The organism is Variovorax sp. PDC80, from assembly GCF_900115375.1.
Lineage (GTDB): Bacteria > Pseudomonadota > Gammaproteobacteria > Burkholderiales > Burkholderiaceae_C > Variovorax.
Genome location: NZ_FOWG01000015.1, coordinates 137,647 through 155,226 on the forward strand (window position 1 = coordinate 137,647; position 17,580 = coordinate 155,226).

Genomic DNA, 17,580 nt, shown 5'->3' on the forward strand with positions numbered 1-17,580 from the left:
ATCCCCGCGGCCCCCTTTTTGGCGCGATCGGATTTGTCGGGCGCTCCCCGCGCTCCTATTCTTTGCGCATGACTCGCCACGACACTTTCTCGGTGTCTCCCCTCGTTCTCGCAAAGTCCGGGCTCCCCATCGAGCGGCTGTGCGAGCGTGCCGGCGTGAAGCCATCGAACGCGTGGAGCACGAGCGAGTTCTTCCGCATCTGGGCCGCGGCGGACGAGGCATTCGACGATCCATCCGCGGGACTTCGCTTCGGTGCCGAAGGGATCGCCCGGGGCTATGGCGTGGCCTCGATCGTGGCGCTGCATGCGCCCGACTTTCGCCGCGCGCTGGCGGCCCTCTCGCGCTACAAGCGCCTGACCTGCCCCGAGCTCGTCGAGGTCGAGACCGTGGGCGAGCAAGCGACGGTGCGCTATCGCTGGCTGCTGGCGACGAGCGAGGTGCCGCGCCTGCTCGTCGACATGACCATGGCCTCGCTGCGGGAGCTGGCGCGGCACGGCAGCGCCGGACGGATCGCGCCCCTTCGACTGGAACTGGCGCGTCGGCCCCAGCATCAGGCGCTGCTGCGCCGCCACTTCGGATGCCCCATCGTCTTCGGGGCCACGCACGACGCGATGGTGTTCGACCGCGCGGCGCTGGACGTGCCGTTCGTCACTGCCGACGGCGGGGCCTTCGCGCGGGTGCTCGATGGCCTCGAGCAGAGGGCGGCCCACGGCGAGGGCCTGTCCCCGCTCGTGGCCGAGACCCGCGTGGCGATCGCGCGCCAGTTGAGCGAAGGCCTGCAACCCGGCATCGCGGCGGTGGCGAGCCGGCTCCACCTCAGCAGCCGCACGCTCCAGCGTCGCCTGGACGAATGCGAGACGAGCTTCCAGCAGCAGCTCGCCGCGGTGAGGCACACCACGGCGACACGGCTGCTCGCCAACACGGTGCTCGATCCGGTGGCCATTGCCATGCTGCTCGGCTTCGTCGAGCCCAATTCGTTCGCCCGCGCGTTTCGCGGCTGGGAGCGGACCACCCCTTCCCGTTGGCGCGAGCGTCAGACCGCCGACCAGGCATGAACCACGAAAGCACCCTCTCATGACCTCCACACGCGCCCTCGTCACAGGTGGCTCCGGCTTCATCGCCGGACACTGCATCCTCCAGCTCCTCGCGCAGGATCATTTCGTGCGGACCACCGTTCGATCGCTCGCCAGGCAGGCCGAGGTGCGGGCGTCGCTCGCGGACGCGGGCATGGTGCACGGCGACAGGCTGAGCTTCGTCGCCGCCGACCTCCTGCGCGACGAAGGCTGGGCGCAGGCCATGGCCGATGTCGACTTCGTGCTGCATGTCGCATCCCCGGTGCAACCCGGGCACGTGGCGAACGAGAACGACCTGATCGTCCCCGCGCGCGAAGGCACGCTGCGCGTGCTGCGGGCAGCGCGCGACGCGGGCGTGAAGCGCGTCGTCCTCACCTCGGCGTTCCATGCCGTGAGCTGGGGACATCCCCACGGCGCCCACATGTTCACCGAGAACGACTGGACCGTTCTCGACGGCCCCGGCGTCGATGCCTACGGCAGGAGCAAGACCCTCGCCGAGCGCGCGGCATGGTCCTTCATCGCCGCCGAGGGCGGTGGGCTGGAACTCGCCACCATGCTTCCCGTCGCGGTGATGGGACCGGTGATGGGCAAGGACATCTCCGGGGCCAATCATGTGATCCAGCGCATGCTCGAGGGGGACATGCCGGGTTTCCCGAACCTGTTCATCCCGGTTGTCGACGTGCGCGACGTGGCACGCGCGCACATCCTGGCGATGACCCGTCCAGGGGCCGCGGGCGAACGCTTCCTGCTCTCGAATGGCCGAGCGCTGGCGATGCGGGAGATCGGCGCCATCGTCAAGGCGGCGCTCGGCGAATCGGCCAGGCGCGTTCCGACCCGCACGATCCCCGATCTCTTGCTGCGCGCGGTTGCGCTCTTCAATGCCGAGCTTCGCCCCTTCATTCCCGATCTCGGCTACGCCAAGAAGACCTCCAACGAGAAGGCTGGTCGGGTGCTCGGCTGGACACCACGCGATGCCCGTGAGGCCATCGCGGCGGCCGCGAAGAGCATGGTCGCCAAGGGATTGCTCAAGGCCTGAGCCCGCGGCCCGCTTCGGGCGAACGCGTGCCGATCTTCGGCGGCTCGGGCGGAACCCCGGGCGCGCCGGCCTGCAGCCAGGCGATCTTCGCGTCGACGAAGCGCAGCATCGCGGCGAGTTCCTTCTGCTGCTGGCGCAACCTGTCGCGCCGCGCGAGCATGGCCTGCAGCATGCGGCCGCGGCCACCGGCTCGGCGCTCGTTCATCAGCAACTGGATCTCGGCGAGCGACATGCCCATGGCCTGGCCCGCGCGGATCGCGGCGACCAGGCGCAGGTCGCGTGGCGAGAACTCGAGATAGGGCCGCGTGCCGCCGGCCAGGCCCGTCTTCGGCTGCAGCAGGCCGCTGCGCACATAGAAGCGGACGGTGGCGACGCTGAGGCCGGCCTGCTGCGAGAACTCTGCGATCCACATGGAGCGGCTCCGGGTGACTTGACTGTGAACTTGACTTCATAGTTATAACAAGCCCATCGACATGCCACCACCCGAGGACTCGCCATGATGAACACCGTACCGCTGCTGCTGCTTCCCGGCCTCATGAACGACGCGCGCGTCTGGGATCCCGTGCGGCGGGCGCTGCCCGTCGGGCGCGATGTCGTCGTGTCGCCGACCGACGGGGCCGACACCGTCGAGGCCCTGGCCGCCACGGCGTTGGCCGCGATGCCCGACGGAAGCTTCGCGCTGGCGGGTTTCTCGCTGGGCGGCTACGTCGCGCTCGAGGTGTGCCGGCAGGCCGGCGCCAGGATCGCGGGCCTCGCCTTGCTCGACACCGGTGCGCGCGCCGATTCCGAGGAGGCCACGCAGAACCGGCAGCGGATGGTGGCGGCGCTGAGCTCGGGCGGCGCGAGCTTCGCCCAGGTGGTCGAGAGCTTCACGCCCCGCGTGATCCATCCGTCGCATGCGCAGGACCGCACGCTGCTCGAGCTGCTCGCCGACATGGCGAGGCAGGTCGGCGGCGAGGGCTTCACACGGCAGCAGAAGGCCGCGATGCAGCGCCGCGACGCGCGCGAGCTGCTGCCTGCGTTGACGGCGCCGGCCCTGGTGCTGTGCGGCCGCGAGGACCAGATCACGCCGCCGGCATTGAGCGAGGAGATGGCGGGCCTGCTGCCCGGCGATGCCGAACTCGTCGTGGTGCCGCAGTGCGGCCACATGTCAACGCTGGAACAGCCCGCGGCCGTCGCCGAGGCCTTCCTGCGATGGCTCGCACGCGTCGACGCCGCCGCCTCGCTGGCGCGCGGCGGCTGACGACCACACCCCTTTCGATCGCGCCTTTTCCCGCAGCTTCGGGTAAGCCCTAGCTGCCGCCAGGTCTTCGTCTTCATTTATATTCCGTCTGGAAGGTTAAATAAAGACGCGATGACCGACATCACCAGCACCTGTGGATTTCTGGAGCAGCACTTCGACCGGATCGAGGAGGGCGCGCGCTTCCGTTCGCGCGGCCGCACCCTCACGGAGGCCGACATCGTTCAGTGGTGCGCGCTGACCGGCGACTGGTACGTGCTGCACACCGACGCGCACCATGCGGCGCGCACGCGCTTCGGCCAGCGCATCGCGCCGGGGCTGATGCTGCTGGCCTATGCGGCCGGCCTGGGCATCCCGCCCGCGGCGCCGGCGATCGTCGCGAACTACGGCAGCGATGCGCTGCGCTTCACCGCGCCGGCCTTCATCGGCGACACCATCCATCTGGAGGCCGCCGTGCTCGAGAAGACCGTGAAGCGCCCCGGCATCGATGGCGTGCTGCGGCTGCAGTGGAACGTCCACAACCAGAACGGGCTGCTGCTGATGGCCAGCGAGCTGCGCATCCTGATGGCCTTCGAGGGAGCCGCGCGATGAGCGGCGCCATCTCCACCGACGCGGTGCGCCTGACCTTGGAGTCGTCGCTCGCGGTCATCGCGATCGACCGGCCCGCCGCGAAGAACAGCCTGCGCCTCGACGAGATGACGGCGATCGGCGATGCGATCGGCGAGGCCGTGTCGGCCGGTGCGCGCGCGGTGCTGGTGCGCGGCACGCGCCATGCCTTCTGCGCCGGCCGCGATCTCAAGGACACGCACCCCGGCACCGACGACACGCTCGCGATCCTGCGCGAGCGGATCAACCCGGTGCTGGTCGCCGTGCGCGACTGCCCGGTGCCGACGATCGCCGCGGTGCAGGGCCCCGCGCTGGGCTTCGGCTTCGGGCTGGCGCTGGCCTGCGACATCGCGCTGGTCGCCGACGATGCGCTGCTCGGCAGCCCGTTCCGCAACATCGGCGCGGTGCTCGATTCGGGCGGCCACCATCACCTGCGCGAACGCGTCGGGCCGCACCGCGCGGCCGAACTGATCTTCCTGGGCCGCCTGTTCTCGGGGCGCGAAGCCGCGGCCATGGGGCTGGTCAACCGCAGCGTGGCGGCCGAGTCGCTCGACGAGATCGCGCTGCAGATGGCGCGCGAGATCGCGAGCGGCCCGACCGCCGCCTTCGCCGCGTCGAAGCGCATCCTGTCGCGCGCGCGTTCCTTCGAGGAGACGCTCGAGCTCGAGGCGATCGCGCAGGCCGAGGCGCTGGCCGGGCCCGACGGCATCGAGGGCATCGGCGCCTTCCAGCAGAAGCGCAAGCCGCGCTTCATCGGACGCTAGGCGATTGACATGACCTCCACTCCCGACGCCGCGCGTTCGCCGCGCGCCCTGTTCCTCGCCGCGCTGGCCGAAGGCCGGCTGGCCTACCAGTTCGACCATGGCGCGGGCCGCGCGGTCTTTCCGCCGCAGGCCGTGGGTCCAGGCGGTCGGCCCAGTGAACTCGAATGGCGCACCAGCCGCGGCGAGGGCACGGTCCACGCTTGCACCGAGGTGCAGCGGCGCGACGGCGCCTTCAACATCGCGCTGGTCGATCTCGACGAAGGCTTTCGCATGATGGCCACCGTGGTCGATGCGGCGCCCGGCGCGCTGCGCATCGGCCTGCGCGTGGCCGCGCGCATCGAGCCCTGGAACGACGCGCACCGCGTGGTGTTCGGAGCGCTCGCATGAGCGCAACCAATCTGCGCGGCGCGGCCGCGATCGCCGGCATCGGCAGCACCGGCTTCGCGACGATGCCGGCCCTGTCTTCGCCGCTCGACGCGATGGCGCTGGCCTCGGTACGCGCGCTCGACGACGCGGGCCTTTCGCTGGCCGATGTCGATGGCGTGTTCGCGGCCGGGCTGCAGCTGTTCATGCCGACGCTGAGCCTGTGCGAATACCTGGGCCTGCGCCCGCGCTACACCGATTCCACCCAGGTCGGCGGCGGCGCCTTCCTCGCGCACCTCAACCATGCGCGCGCCGCGATCGCGGCCGGCCTGTGCTCGGTGGCGCTGATCGCCTACGGCAGCACGCAGAAATCGGCGGGTGGCCAATTCGCGACCCATTCCGAACCCAACCCCTACGAAGTGCCCTACGGCTACCCGGGCCCGCTCGCGGCCTATGCGATGGTCGCGCAGCGCCACATGCACGAGTTCGGCACCACGCGCGAGCAGCTCGCGCAGGTGGCGGTGAGCGCGCGCGACTGGGCACGGCTCGACACCGATGCGCCCGATCCCGGGCCGCTGAGCATCGAGGACGTGATCGCGGCGCGGCCGGTGGCGCATCCCTTCACCGTGCGCGACTGCTGCCTGGTGACCGATGGCGGCGGCGCGCTGGTCGTGGTCTCGGCCGAGCGCGCCGCGCAGCTGCGGCGCAAGCCGGTCTACCTGCTCGGCGTGGGCGAGGCCGCCACGCACCGCAGCATCGCGCAGATGCCGGACCTGGTGCGCACCGCGGCCAGCGTGTCGTCGGCCACCGCCTATGCGCAGGCCGGCGTGGGCCCGAAGGACATCGACGTGGTGCAGTTCTACGACGCCTTCACGATCATGCCGATCGTCTTCGCCGAGGACACGGGCTTCTGCGCCAAGGGCGAGGGCGGCGCCTTCCTCGATGGCGGCCGCGCCTCGCCGGGCGGCGACTTCCCGATGAACACCAGCGGCGGCGGACTCTCCCTCGGCCACCCCGGCATGTTCGGCATCTACACCGCGATCGAGTCGGTGGTGCAGCTGCGCGGCGACGCCGGCGCGCGCCAGGTGGCTGGCGCCGAGCTCGCGCTGGCCCATGCGCCGGGCGGCTACATGTCGAGCCAATGCACTGCGATCTTCGGCACCGCCGCCACGCTCTGAACCCACCATGACCCTCCAAGACCTGCAACTGAAACACGCCGGCCGCCTGGCCGATGCGATCGCCGCCGTGGCCCGCCGCGGCTACCACAGCGCCTATCCCGAGGATCCGACGCATCCCGTCTACGCCGACGGCTCGCGCGCAGCCGGCGAGGCCGCCGTGCGCGCGGCCTGGACGCGGCGCGACGGTGCGATCCGCGGCGAGGAGCGCAGCGCCTTCGGCGTGCCCTTCGACACCGCCTATGCCGACGAACCGGTCGATGCCGTGCTCGCGCGCGCAGAGGCCGCGGCGCCGGCCTGGGCCGCGCTCGATGCGGCCGAGCGCGCCGCGGTGGCGCTCGAGATCCTCGAGGCGCTGCAGCAGCGCGCCTTCGAGATGGCCTTCGCCTGCATGCATGCTTGCGGCCAGCCGTTCGCAATGGCCTTCCAGGCCGGCACCGCGCATGCGCTGGACCGCGCGCTCGAGGCCGTGGCCATCGCCGTGCGCGAGATGGGCGCCTATCCGGCGCACGTGCTCTGGGAGAAGCCCGATGCGCGCCGGCCGCTGCGCGTGGGGAAGACTTTCGAGATCCTGCCGCGCGGCATCGCGGCCGTGATCGGCTGCGCCACCTTCCCGACCTGGAATTCCTACCCGGGCCTGTTCGCGAGCCTGGTCACGGGCAACCCGGTGGTCGTGAAGCCGCATCCCACGGCCGTGCTGCCGCTCGCGCTGTGCGTCGACACGGCACGCTCGGTGCTCGCGGGCCTGGGCCTCGACGCCGACGTGGTGCAGCTGCTGGTCGACACGCGCGCCGCGCCCAAGACCAAGGCGCTCGCGCTCGATGCGCGCGTGAAGCTGATCGATTTCACGGGCGGCCCCGAGTTCGGCGACTGGCTCGAAAGCCACGCGCGCCAGGCCCATGTCTTCACCGAGAAGGCGGGTGTCAACGCGGTGCTGATCGAGAGCACCGGCGACTACCCCGGCCTGGTGCGCAACCTCGCGCTCACGCTGAGCCTCTACAGCGCCCAGATGTGCACCACGCCGCAGAGCATTTACCTGCCGCGCGCGGGCATCCGGCTGCAGGACGGCACGGCGAAGACGGTCGAGGATTTCAAGGCCGACCTCGCCGCGGCCGTGGCCAAGCTGGTCGCCGATCCGGTGCGCGCCATCGAATTGCTGGGCGCGATCCAGAGCGATGCCACCGAGGCACGTGCCGTCGAGGCGGCATCGCTAGGCGAGCCGGTGTTCGCCTCGCGCCGGCTCGCGCATCCCGATCTGCCCGATGCGGTGCTGCGCACGCCGGCCCTGTACGCCGTGCCGCCCGAAGCCCTGGACACCATCGCGCGCGAGCACTTCGGCCCGATCAGCCTGCTGATCGTGACCGAGGACGCCGACGCGGCGCTGCGGCATGCGCACGAGGTCACGCGCTCGCGCGGCGCGATCACCTGGTCGGTGTACTCGAGCGACGAGGCCTTCGTGCGCCGCGCGAAGAACGCGGCCACCGATGCCGGCGTGCACCTCACGCTCGACATGACCGGCCCGGTGCTGGTGAACCAGTCGGCAGCCTTCAGCGACCTGCACGTGAGCGGCCACAACGCCGCCGGCAACGCAGCGCTGTGCGACACCGCCTTCGTGCTGCCGCGCTTCCGTGTGCTGCAAACGCGCCGCTACCTCGCCGCCTGAAGCGCGGACTGCAGCCAATAACAAAGGAGACGCCCCATGACCGAATCCCGCAATGCGCAGGCCGCGGCCGATGCCGCCGACGATTTCCTGTCGCTCGACGAGCTGCAGGCGCGCCAGGACGCCAAGCTCGCCGCGCTCGGCCGCCGGCTCGCGCACTCGCCGCAGTGGCAGGCGCATTTCGCGGCGGCCGGCGCCTCGCCGCTCGACCTGAAGGACCGCGCCGCGCTGCAGGCGCTGCCGCTGCTCGAGAAGAGCCACCTGCGCGCGCTCTATCCGTACCCGCTGCTCACCGTGCCGCTCGAGCAGGTGGTGCGCTTCTGCGCGACTTCGGGCACCACGGGCCTGCCGGTGCTGTTCGGTTTCACGCAAAAGGACTGGGAAGACACGCTGGTGCGCCAGCTCTCACGCATTTACCGCACCGTGGGCGTGCGTGCGGGCGACCGCGTCTACCAGGGCTACGGCTATGGCCTGTGGATCGGCGGCAGCTCGATGGACGAGGCGCTCAAGGCCTATGGCGCGGTCAACTTCCCCGTCGGCCCGGGTCGCGGCGAGCTGATGGTGCAGTGGCTGCGCGACCACCGCCACACGGTCACGACCATGTCGCCGCTGTGGCTGATGACGCTGATCCAGCAGGCGCGCAAGGCCGGCATCGACCCGCGCCGCGACTGGGCGCTGCGCGTGGGGCTGTTCGGCGGCCAGTCGGTGTCGACCACCTTCCGCAGCGAGATGGAGGCGCTGATGCCCGAGGGCTTCCTGGCGCACAACATCTACGGCACCACCGAGGCTGGCGGGCCGGTGCTCGGCGTCTCCTGCCCGCATTCGCACGGCGACGACGAGATGCACCTGGTCAACGACGACAGCGTGCTCAGCGAGATCCTCGACCCGCAGACCCTGCGCCCGGTGGCGCCGGGCGAGGTCGGCGAGATCGTCTTCACCACGCTCGACAAGGAGGCCTCGCCGGTGCTGCGCTGGCGCACGCGCGACCTGGTGCGCCGTTCGGCCCAGCCCTACCGCTGCGCCTGCGGCCGCCATGCTTATGCGCGCATCGGCCGCATCATCGGCCGCTCGGACGACATGCTCAAGGTGCGCGGCGTGCTGGTCTATCCCTCGCAGATCGAGGACGTGATCGCGGGCGTCGAGGGCCTGGCCAAGGATGCCTGGCAGATCTACATCGACAGCGAGCGCAGCGTGCTCGACCACATGGAGGTGGCCGTGGAGCGCGTGCCCGGCACGGCCTGCACGGGCGACGACCTGGCGCGCGAGGTGCGCGCGCGGCTCAAGGCCCGGCTGGGCCTCACCTGCGAGGTGCGCTGCCACGACGAGGGCGCGTTGCCGCGCTACGAGGCCAAGGCCACGCGCGTGCTGCGTCGCAGCGCCTCGGAGGCCAGCCCGGCATGACGCACACCACGCAAACCACGCCCGGCGCGCTGGCCGGCCTGCGCGTGATCGACCTGTCGCGCGTGCTCGGCGGTCCCTTCTGCACCCAGATGCTGGCCGACCATGGCGCGCAGGTGATCAAGGTCGAGCCGCCGCAGGGCGACGAGACGCGCGACTGGGGCCCGCCCTTTCTCGACGGCGCGGCGTCGTACTTCCTCGGCGTCAACCGCAACAAGCGGGGCGTCGCGCTCGACCTCTCGCTGCCCGAGGGCCGCGCGCTGCTGCTGCGCGTGCTGGCGGACGCCGACGTGCTGGTCGAGAACTTCAAGCCCGGCACGCTCGAGCGCTGGGGCATCGGCTACGAGGACTTCCTGCGCGAACGCTTCCCGCGCCTGGTGCACTGCCGCGTCAGCGGCTTCGGCGCCGACGGCCCGCTGGGCGGCCTGCCGGGCTACGACGCGGTCGCGCAGGCCATGACCGGGCTGATGTCGGTCAACGGCGAACGCGGCGGCGCGCCGCTGCGCATGGGCATCCCGGTGATCGACATCGCGACCGGGCTGCACGCGGTCATCGGCATCCTGATGGCGCTGCGCGAGCGCGAGCTGTCGGGCCGGGGCCAGTCGGTCGAGGCCACGCTGTTCGACACCGGCGTCTCGCTGATGCATCCGCACCTGCCCAACCACTTCCTGTCGGGCCGCGTCGCGGGGCGCAGCGGCAACGCGCATCCCAACATCTGCCCTTACGACGCCTTCGCCACGCGCAGCGTCGGCGTGTTCATCGCCGTGGGCAACGACGGCCAGTTCCGCCGCCTGGTCGCGCTGCTGGGCCGCGCCGAGCTGGCCGACGATCCGCGCTTCGCGCACAACAGCGAGCGGCTCGCGAACGCGGCGGCGCTCAAGGCCGAGCTCGAAGCGCTGCTGGCCACGCGCGACGGCGAGGCCATCGCGCAGGAGCTGATGCGCGCGGGCGTGCCCTGCGGCCCGGTGCTCGACGTCGGCGGGGTGCGCACGCATCCGCATGCGCTGCACCGCGAGCGCTTCGTCGAAGCCGGCGGCCAGATGGGCGTGGCCTCGGCCGTCTCGCTGTCGCGCACGCCGGCCAGCTACCGCACCGCGGCGCCGGCCTTCGGCGCGCACAGCCTCGAGGTGCTGCGCGCCGCCGGTCTCGGCGAAGCCGAACTCGCCGAAGCCACTCGCGCGGGCGCGATTCCGCACGCGCGTTCTTCCTTTGCCAATTGATATGCCGTCTGGAAGGCTAATCAATGATCCACCCCCCTCCCATCCGAACACATGACAAGGAGAGATTCCCGATGAACCCGTCCCCCACCCACCAGGACAACGCCCAGGACACCGCCGCGCTCGCGCGCGCGCTGACCTCGCCGCCCGAGCAGGTGCTCGCCATGCCCGACCCGCAGACCCTGCTCGCCGAGATCGAGGCCGCGCCCGGCATCGACGGGCCCAACATCTTTCCGCTCGAGTGGCATGTGGAGACGCCCAAGCTCTACGACATCTACGACGCCGCGCGCGATCCGGGCTGGTCGCCACACACCCTGGCCTGGGACACGCTGCGCGTGGAGGACTACAGCCTCGACCAGCGCTACGCCATGGCCTACTGGTTCTCGCTGCTCGCGGTGTTCGACGGCTCGGGGCCGTCGGTGTTCGCGCGCGCCATGATCCATACCTACGAGAGCAAGGAAGAGGACCCGGTGCGCAAGTGCTTCTTCTCGGTCGTGCGCGACGAGATGAACCACGAGGAAGTGTGCGGCCGCGCCATCAAGCGCCTCACGCCCGGCGGCCCGCTCGGCTATGTGCCCGAGACGCCGCTCGGGCATCTCGCGCGCAACAACATCGAGTGGCTCTACTACAACGGCTCGCGCTACTGGACCGGCTTCAAGAACGGCGTCGACAAGTACCCGCTCGCGATCCTGTTCACCTCCTTCCTGTTCGGCGAGGTGGCCTCGAGCACGCTGTTCCACGGCATGTACCAGCGCACCACCATCCCGGTGTTCAAGGAAGCCTTCAAGCGCATCGGCCAGGACGAGGGCCGCCACCTGGGTATCTGCCTGGCGGTGCTGCAGAAGCTGCTGCCGGTGCTCACCGAGGACGACAAGCAGATGATCAGCATCCAGCTGCGCGCGGGCTTCGTGTTCCTCTCGGGCATCCTGCACGAGCCGCCCGAGCAGTTCTGGAAGCTGCCGCCCACCTTCATCCCCGCGCAGCGGCAGATCGACGAGGTCGCGCGCAGCGCCGGCCTGGGCATCCTCACGCTCGAAGAGCGCAAGGCCAACTGGAAGACGGCCGTGCTGCGCATGAAGGCCAACCTCGATCCCTACGGCATCGAATTCCCCGCGCTGCCCGAAGTCGGCATCGAGGGCAAGGAGGTGGTGTTCGATCCCGAGAAGGTGATCCCGATCTTCTAGGCCGCATGACATCGATGAACATGAGCCGAACGATCCTCGTCAACGAGGCGATCCGCTTCGGCGTCCCCGAGGGAGAGATCATCCTGGACGCCGCGCTGTCGCAGGGCGTGGTGCTGCCGCACCAGTGCCGCGGCGCCTCCTGCGGCATGTGCAAGGCGCGCGTCACGCAGGGCACGGTCGACAACGGCTGGTCGCTGGGCCTCGCGATCTCCGACCAGGAGATCGCCGAGGGCTTCTGCCTGATGTGCCAGGCGCGGCCGCTCAGCGCCGAGGTGCATCTGCGCACGGTGCAGCCGATCCCGGGCGGCGAGGGCTCGGCCGTGCAGAGCTTCGAGGCGCGCGTGCTGTGCAACACCCCGCTGACGCCGCGCGTGCGGCGGCTGGTGCTGCAGGCGAGCGAGCCGCTGCGCTTCGAGGCGCAGGCCGGCGCCTATGTCGAACTCGCGCTGCCGGGCCTGTCGCCGCACCGGCGCTACAGCCTCGCGACCGTGCCTTCGAGCGCGGGCCTGATCGAGCTGCTGGTGGCGCGCCATCCGGGCGGCGCGGCCAGCGGCCATATCCACGATCTGCTGCAGCCCGGCGACAGCGTTGGCGTGACCGGTCCCTACGGCACCTGCCGGCTGCCCGAGGGCGAGGGCCCGGTGCTCGGCCTCGCGGGCGGCACCGGCCTGGCGCCCGTGCTCTCGATCATGGAGGACGCGCTCGCGCACGGCGACGCGAGCCCGATGACGCTGCTGTTCTCGGTGCGCGACGACGCCGAGCTGATGTTGATGGACCGCCTCGCGGGGCTGGCCCGCGCGCATCCGAACTTCCGCTATGCGCTGCTGGTGACCGAGGCGCGCAGCCGCTTCTGCACCAGGCAGCAGTACGCGCCCTCGTGGCTGCGCGAGAACCACGGTTCGCTGGCCGGCGCCCGCGCGGTGATCGGCGGCTCGCCGGGCTTCGTCGCCGCCTGTTCCGACACCTGCATCGCGCTGGGCATGGAGAGCACGGCGATCTCCGCCGACAGCTTCACGCCGGTGGCGCAGACCTAGCGCGCTTTCGATTTCTTTCCCGGTACGACAGACACATAAAAGGAGACAACGATGATCGAGATTGCAAAGGCCCGCTTCCGGGCCGCCGCCTTCGGCGCGGCACTGTGCTTCGCGGCGCTCTCGGGCGCGCGGGCCGACATCAACGTGGGCGTGGTGGTCTCGGCCACCGGGCCCGCGGCCTCGGTGGGCGTGACCCAGCAGCGCACGGTCTCGGTGCTGCCCGCCACCGCGGGCGGCGAGAAGGTCAACTACATCCTGCTCGACGACGCCTCCGACACTTCGACCACGGTCAAGAACGTGCGCAAGCTGATCTCCGAGTCGGCGATCGACCTGCTGATCGGGCCGAGCCTCACGCCCAACTCGCTCGCCGTGCTCGACGTGCTGGTGGAGAGCGGCACGCCGATGATCAGCCTCGCGGGCTCGGGCGCCATCGTCGAGCCGGTGGACGACCGCAAGCGCTGGGCCTTCAAGACCCCGCAGAGCGACACCCACATGGCGACCGCGATCATCAAGCACATGGCCGACAACGGCGTGAAGCGCGTGGCCTTCATCGGCTTCAACGACGCCTACGGCGAAGGCTGGTGGCGCGAGTTCGGCAAGCTCGCCGAGCTGCGCAAGATCGAGGTGGTGGCCAACGAGCGCTACACGCGCACCGATGCCTCGGTCACCGGCCAGGTGCTCAAGCTGCTGGCCTCGCAGCCCGACGCGGTGTTCATCGCGGCCTCGGGCACGCCCGCGGTGCTGCCGCAGGCCACGCTGTTCGACCGCGGTTACCGCGGCAAGGTCTACCAGACCCATGGCGTGGCGAACAACGACTTCCTGCGCGTGGGCGGCGCCAAGCTCGAGGGTACCTTCGTGCCGGCCGGCCCGGTGCTGGTGGCCGAGCAACTGCCCGACAGCCACCCGGCGAAGAAGCCCTCGCTCGAATTCATCCGCAAGTACGAGGCGCTGCCCAACGCGGGCCAGCGCTCCACCTTCGCCGCCTACCTCTGGGATGCGGCGCTGATCCTGCAGGACGCGGCGCCGCGCGCGCTCAAGGGCGCCAAGCCGGGCACGCCCGAATTCCGCAAGGCGCTGCGCGACGCGATCGAGTCCACGCAGGACCTGCATGCCACCAACGGCGTCTACAGCCTCGGGCCCAAGGACCACATCGGCCTGGACCAGCGCAGCCGGGTGATGGTGCGCATCGAGAAGGGCAGCTGGAAGTACATCCCCTGACGCGCGGCGGACACCACTGATCATGGACATGCGGATCTTCGGCCTGCTGGTGCAGGACGGCCTCGCGAGCGGCGCGGTCTACGTGCTGCTGGCGCTGGCGCTCGTGATGGTCTTCACCGTCACGCGCATCGTGTTCGTCCCGCAAGGCGAATTCGTCAGCGCCAGCGTGCTGACCATCGCGGCCTTCCAGCAGGGCCAGGCGCCGGGGCTGGCGGTGCCGGTGGCGGCGGTGGCCCTGCTGGCCTGCGGCATGGAAACCGCCGAGCGGCTGCGGCAGCGCAACCTGGCGGGGCTCGGCGGCCGGCTCGCGCTGCTCGGCGCGCTGCCGCTGGCGGCCTGCGCCTTCGCCTGGTTCGGCGTCGGTGCGCGCTCGCCGGCCTGGATGCAGACGGCCGCGGCGGTGGCGCTGGTCACGGCGATGGGGCCGCTGATCTACCGCACCGTGTTCCGGCCGATGGGCAATGCCTCGCCGCTGGTGCTGCTGGTGGCGGCGATCGCGCTGCACTTCGTGCTGGTGGCGCTGGGCCTGTACGTGTTCGGGCCCGAGGGCTCGCGGCTGCCGGGCTTCGAGCTGCCGGCCGGCCTGCTCGCGGGACTGCCGGTGGCGCCGCAGACGCTGGCGGTGGTGGCGGCGAGCGCCGTGCTCGTGGCCGTGTTCTTCGCCTTCTTCGGCCACACGCTGAGCGGCAAGGCGCTGCGCGCCACCGCCGTGTGCCGCGACGGCGCGCGGCTGGTCGGCATCTCGCCCGACCACTCGGGCGAACTGGCGCTGACCATCGCCGCCTTCATCGGCGCGGTCTCGGGCGTGCTGATCGGGCCCTTCACCACCATCTACTACGACTCGGGCTTCCTGCTCGCGCTCAAGGGCTTCGTCGGCGCGATCGTCGGCGGGCTCTCGGGCTACGTCCTCGCCGCAGCGGGCTCGCTCGTGGTGGGCCTGCTCGAGGCCTTCTCGTCCTACGGCGCGAGCGCCGCCAAGGAGATCATCGTGTTCGCATTGATCGTGCCGCTGCTGCTGTGGCGTTCGCTGGCCGACCCGCATTCGCAGGAGGCTTCATGAGCTTTCGTTCCTGGCTGCTCGCGGCCCTCGCCGTGGCGGCCGCCGCCGGCGTGGCGATGTTCGCCTCGAGCTACTACGTCACGCTCGCGAGCTTCGTGCTGCTCTACGCCACGGTGGCGCTCGGGCTCACGCTGATGACCGGCTTCGCGGGCCTGATCTCCTTCGGGCAGGCGGCCTTCGTCGGCATCGGCGCCTACGCGGCCGGCTACCTCGCGGTGGCGCACGGCGTGCCGGGCTGGGCCACGCTGCTGGCCGGCGTCGCGCTCGCCACGCTGTCGGCCGCTGGCATCGGCGCGCTCACGCTCTCGATGGGCGGCCACTACCTGTCGTTGGCCACGCTGGCCTGGGGCGTCGTCGTCTACTACGGGCTGGGCATCATCGAGCCGCTGGGCGGCTTCAACGGCCTCGCGGGCATTCCCGCGCTGAACCTGTTCGGCTTCGACTTCGCGTCCGAGCGCTCGATGTTCTGCTTGATCGCGGGGGGCTTCGCGCTGGCCTTCTGGCTGGTGCGCAACCTGCTCGATTCGCGGCTGGGCCGCGCGGTGCGCGCGCTGCGCGCCGGCGCCGACCTGCCCGAGGCCTTCGGCGCGCATGCGTTCCGGCTCAAGGTCGCGGTGTTCTGCACCGCCGCGGGCCTGGCCGGCATGGCGGGCTGGCTCTACGTCTACATGCAGCGCTTCCTCAATCCCACGCCCTTCGGGCTGCAGATGAGCATCGAGTACCTGTTCATGGCGGTGATGGGCGGCGTGGGCGCGCTGTGGGGCGCGCTCGCGGGCGCCGGCGTGGTGGTGGTGCTCAAGCAGGTGCTGCAGGACGTGCTGCCGGCGTTGCTCGGCCGCTCGGGCAACTTCGAGATGGCGGTGTTCGGCGTGCTGATGCTGCTGATCCTCGCGCGCGCCAACGCGGGGCTGTGGCCGCTGCTCGCGCGCTGGACGCGCTTCACGGCCGCCGTGCCGCGGCGGCCCGCGCCGCGCGGCGCGCCGGTCGAGCTGCGCGCGCCCGCGCAGCACGCAGCCGCCGCGCCGGGCGAGGTGCTGCTGCGCGTCGACGGGGCCGAGAAGCGCTTCGGCGGGCTGGTCGCGGTCAACCGCGTCTCCTTCGAGGTGCGCGGCGGCGAGATCGTCGCGCTGCTCGGGCCCAACGGCGCGGGCAAGAGCACGCTGTTCAACCTGATCACCGGCCTGCTGCCCGCCAGCGCCGGCGCGATCCTGCTGCGCGGCCAGCGCATCGACGCGCTCGGCGCGCGCCACGTGGCCGCGCGCGGCGTGGCGCGCACCTTCCAGCACGTGAAGCTGGTGCCCGACATGAGCGTGCGCGACAACGCGGCGCTCGGCTGCCATCTGCTCGGGCGCGACGGCTGGCTGCGCGCCATGCTGCGGCTCGATCGCCGCGAGGAGGCCGCGATCGAGGCCATGGCGCTGGCGCAGTTGCGGCGCTGCGGCCTCGAGGACCTCGCGGATGCGCCGGCCGCCAGCCTGCCGCTGGGCAAGCAGCGCATCCTGGAGATCGCGCGCGCCCTGTGCGCCCGCCCGCAGCTGCTGCTGCTCGACGAGCCCGCGGCGGGCCTGCGGCACCAGGAGAAGAAGACCCTGGCCGCGCTGCTCAAGCAACTGCGCGGCGAAGGCGTGACCGTGCTCATCGTGGACCACGACATGGAATTCATCATGGACATCGCCGACCGCCTGGTCGTGATGCAGTTCGGCCAGAAGATCGCCGAGGGCGAGGCGCAGGCGGTGCGCGACGACCCGCGCGTGCAGCAGGCCTACCTGGGGAGCGCGGCATGACTCTGGAAGCCCGCGCGCTGTGCGCGTTCCATGGCCGCATCCCCGCGCTGCACGAGGTCGACGTGTCGGTGCCGCCCTCGGGGATCGTCACCGTGGTCGGCCCCAACGGCGCCGGCAAGTCCACGCTGCTGGCCGCGCTCATGGGCCGGCTGCCGATGAGCGGCGAGGTGCGGCTCGACGGCACCGACCTGCGCTTCGTCTCGCCCGAGCGCCGCGTGGCCATGGGCCTTTCGCTGGTGCCCGAGCAGCGCGACCTGTTCGGCACCATGAGCGTGGCCGACAACCTCGAGCTCGGCGCCTTCTGCTGGCGCCGCGCGGGCCGGCGCGCGATCGCCGCCGAGATGGAGCGCGTGTATGCGCTGTTCCCGCGCCTGGGCGAGCGGCATGCGCAGCTCGCGCACACGCTCTCGGGCGGCGAGCGGCAGATGCTCGCGCTGGGCCGCGCGCTGATGGCGCGCCCGCGCATCCTGCTGCTCGACGAGCCGAGCCTGGGGCTCGCGCCGCTGGTGGTGCGCGACATCTTCGCCACCGTGCGGCGGCTGCAGGCGCAGGGCGTGGCGATCCTGCTGGTCGAGCAGAACGCGCGCGCCGCCTTCGAGGTGGCCGACCATGCCTACGTGCTCGAGATGGGCCGCGTGAGCCTGCAGGGGCCGGCCGCCGAGGTCGCGCGCGACGCGCGGGTCGCCGACAGCTACCTGGGGCGGGCCGCGGCGCCCTCGGCCGCTATTGAATCGATGCCGCCCGAGAAGCTGGCGGCCTGAAGAAGGA

General features: G+C 71.4%; 17 protein-coding genes. 16 read left to right on the plus strand and 1 reads right to left on the minus strand.

All coding sequences use genetic code 11. The annotated features are described in order from the left end of the window. The first annotated feature begins 68 nt into the window (after nucleotides 1–68). Together BM109_RS33860 and BM109_RS33865 are read left to right on the plus strand one after the other, a co-directional pair. On the plus strand, nucleotides 69–1,055 hold the full coding sequence (locus tag BM109_RS33860) for an AraC family transcriptional regulator (RefSeq protein WP_093352996.1): 987 nt from the start codon (nucleotides 69–71) through the stop codon (nucleotides 1,053–1,055). 19 nt (nucleotides 1,056–1,074) lie between these two features. Next, nucleotides 1,075–2,109, plus strand: coding sequence for an SDR family oxidoreductase (locus BM109_RS33865; protein ID WP_093352998.1), 1,035 nt, complete (start codon nucleotides 1,075–1,077; stop codon nucleotides 2,107–2,109). On the opposite strand, the gene BM109_RS33870 is transcribed toward BM109_RS33865, so the two are convergent. Then, nucleotides 2,099–2,521, minus strand: coding sequence for a helix-turn-helix domain-containing protein (locus BM109_RS33870; protein ID WP_093353001.1), 423 nt, complete (start codon nucleotides 2,519–2,521; stop codon nucleotides 2,099–2,101). The two genes, BM109_RS33865 and BM109_RS33870, sit on opposite strands and share 11 nt — an antisense overlap. Before the next feature lie 84 nt (nucleotides 2,522–2,605). Between BM109_RS33870 and BM109_RS33875 the strand changes: the two genes are divergently transcribed. The 14 genes from BM109_RS33875 (at nucleotide 2,606) to BM109_RS33940 (ending at nucleotide 17,573) form a co-directional block, all read left to right on the plus strand. Then, on the plus strand, nucleotides 2,606–3,352 hold the full coding sequence (locus tag BM109_RS33875; RefSeq protein WP_093353004.1) for an alpha/beta fold hydrolase: 747 nt from the start codon (nucleotides 2,606–2,608) through the stop codon (nucleotides 3,350–3,352). 111 nt (nucleotides 3,353–3,463) lie between these two features. Then, a complete protein-coding gene (locus BM109_RS33880; RefSeq protein ID WP_093353006.1) occupies nucleotides 3,464–3,940 on the plus strand; it encodes a MaoC/PaaZ C-terminal domain-containing protein in 477 nt (158 codons plus the stop codon). Beyond that, nucleotides 3,937–4,719, plus strand: a complete 783-nt coding sequence (locus tag BM109_RS33885) for an enoyl-CoA hydratase/isomerase family protein (protein ID WP_093353009.1) — start codon at nucleotides 3,937–3,939, stop codon at nucleotides 4,717–4,719. Before BM109_RS33880 ends, BM109_RS33885 begins: the two co-directional genes overlap by 4 nt. A 9-nt stretch (nucleotides 4,720–4,728) precedes the next feature. Next, nucleotides 4,729–5,106, plus strand: a complete 378-nt coding sequence (locus BM109_RS33890; RefSeq protein ID WP_093353012.1) for a Zn-ribbon domain-containing OB-fold protein — start codon at nucleotides 4,729–4,731, stop codon at nucleotides 5,104–5,106. Further along, a complete protein-coding gene (locus tag BM109_RS33895) occupies nucleotides 5,103–6,260 on the plus strand; it encodes an acetyl-CoA acetyltransferase (protein WP_093353015.1) in 1,158 nt (385 codons plus the stop codon). The genes BM109_RS33890 and BM109_RS33895 overlap by 4 nt, the downstream gene beginning before the upstream one ends. A 7-nt stretch (nucleotides 6,261–6,267) precedes the next feature. Then, a complete protein-coding gene (gene paaN, locus BM109_RS33900; protein WP_093353017.1) occupies nucleotides 6,268–7,920 on the plus strand; it encodes a phenylacetic acid degradation protein PaaN in 1,653 nt (550 codons plus the stop codon). A gap of 36 nt (nucleotides 7,921–7,956) precedes the next feature. Then, nucleotides 7,957–9,318 (plus strand): phenylacetate--CoA ligase family protein, encoded by a 1,362-nt coding sequence (locus BM109_RS33905; protein WP_093353020.1) that lies wholly within the window; start codon nucleotides 7,957–7,959, stop codon nucleotides 9,316–9,318. After that, nucleotides 9,315–10,535: a CaiB/BaiF CoA transferase family protein gene (locus tag BM109_RS33910; protein WP_093353023.1), complete on the plus strand. Its 1,221-nt coding sequence runs from the start codon at nucleotides 9,315–9,317 to the stop codon at nucleotides 10,533–10,535. The genes BM109_RS33905 and BM109_RS33910 overlap by 4 nt, the downstream gene beginning before the upstream one ends. A gap of 71 nt (nucleotides 10,536–10,606) precedes the next feature. Beyond that, a complete protein-coding gene (locus BM109_RS33915; RefSeq protein ID WP_256222947.1) occupies nucleotides 10,607–11,716 on the plus strand; it encodes a hypothetical protein in 1,110 nt (369 codons plus the stop codon). 20 nt (nucleotides 11,717–11,736) lie between these two features. Next, the gene (locus BM109_RS33920; RefSeq protein WP_093353251.1) at nucleotides 11,737–12,750 is read left to right on the plus strand and encodes a 2Fe-2S iron-sulfur cluster-binding protein; all 1,014 of its coding nucleotides are present in this window, start codon (nucleotides 11,737–11,739) and stop codon (nucleotides 12,748–12,750) included. A gap of 51 nt (nucleotides 12,751–12,801) precedes the next feature. Further along, nucleotides 12,802–13,968 carry an ABC transporter substrate-binding protein gene (locus BM109_RS33925; RefSeq protein ID WP_093353026.1) on the plus strand — a complete coding sequence of 389 codons (1,167 nt, stop codon included), beginning with the start codon at nucleotides 12,802–12,804 and terminating at the stop codon, nucleotides 13,966–13,968. A gap of 22 nt (nucleotides 13,969–13,990) precedes the next feature. Then, nucleotides 13,991–15,028, plus strand: a complete 1,038-nt coding sequence (locus BM109_RS33930) for a branched-chain amino acid ABC transporter permease (protein ID WP_093353029.1) — start codon at nucleotides 13,991–13,993, stop codon at nucleotides 15,026–15,028. Beyond that, on the plus strand, nucleotides 15,025–16,812 hold the full coding sequence (locus BM109_RS33935) for a branched-chain amino acid ABC transporter ATP-binding protein/permease (RefSeq protein ID WP_093353032.1): 1,788 nt from the start codon (nucleotides 15,025–15,027) through the stop codon (nucleotides 16,810–16,812). Before BM109_RS33930 ends, BM109_RS33935 begins: the two co-directional genes overlap by 4 nt. Beyond that, the gene (locus tag BM109_RS33940) at nucleotides 16,809–17,573 is read left to right on the plus strand and encodes an ABC transporter ATP-binding protein (RefSeq protein ID WP_093353035.1); all 765 of its coding nucleotides are present in this window, start codon (nucleotides 16,809–16,811) and stop codon (nucleotides 17,571–17,573) included. The genes BM109_RS33935 and BM109_RS33940 overlap by 4 nt, the downstream gene beginning before the upstream one ends. Nucleotides 17,574–17,580 lie beyond the last annotated feature (7 nt).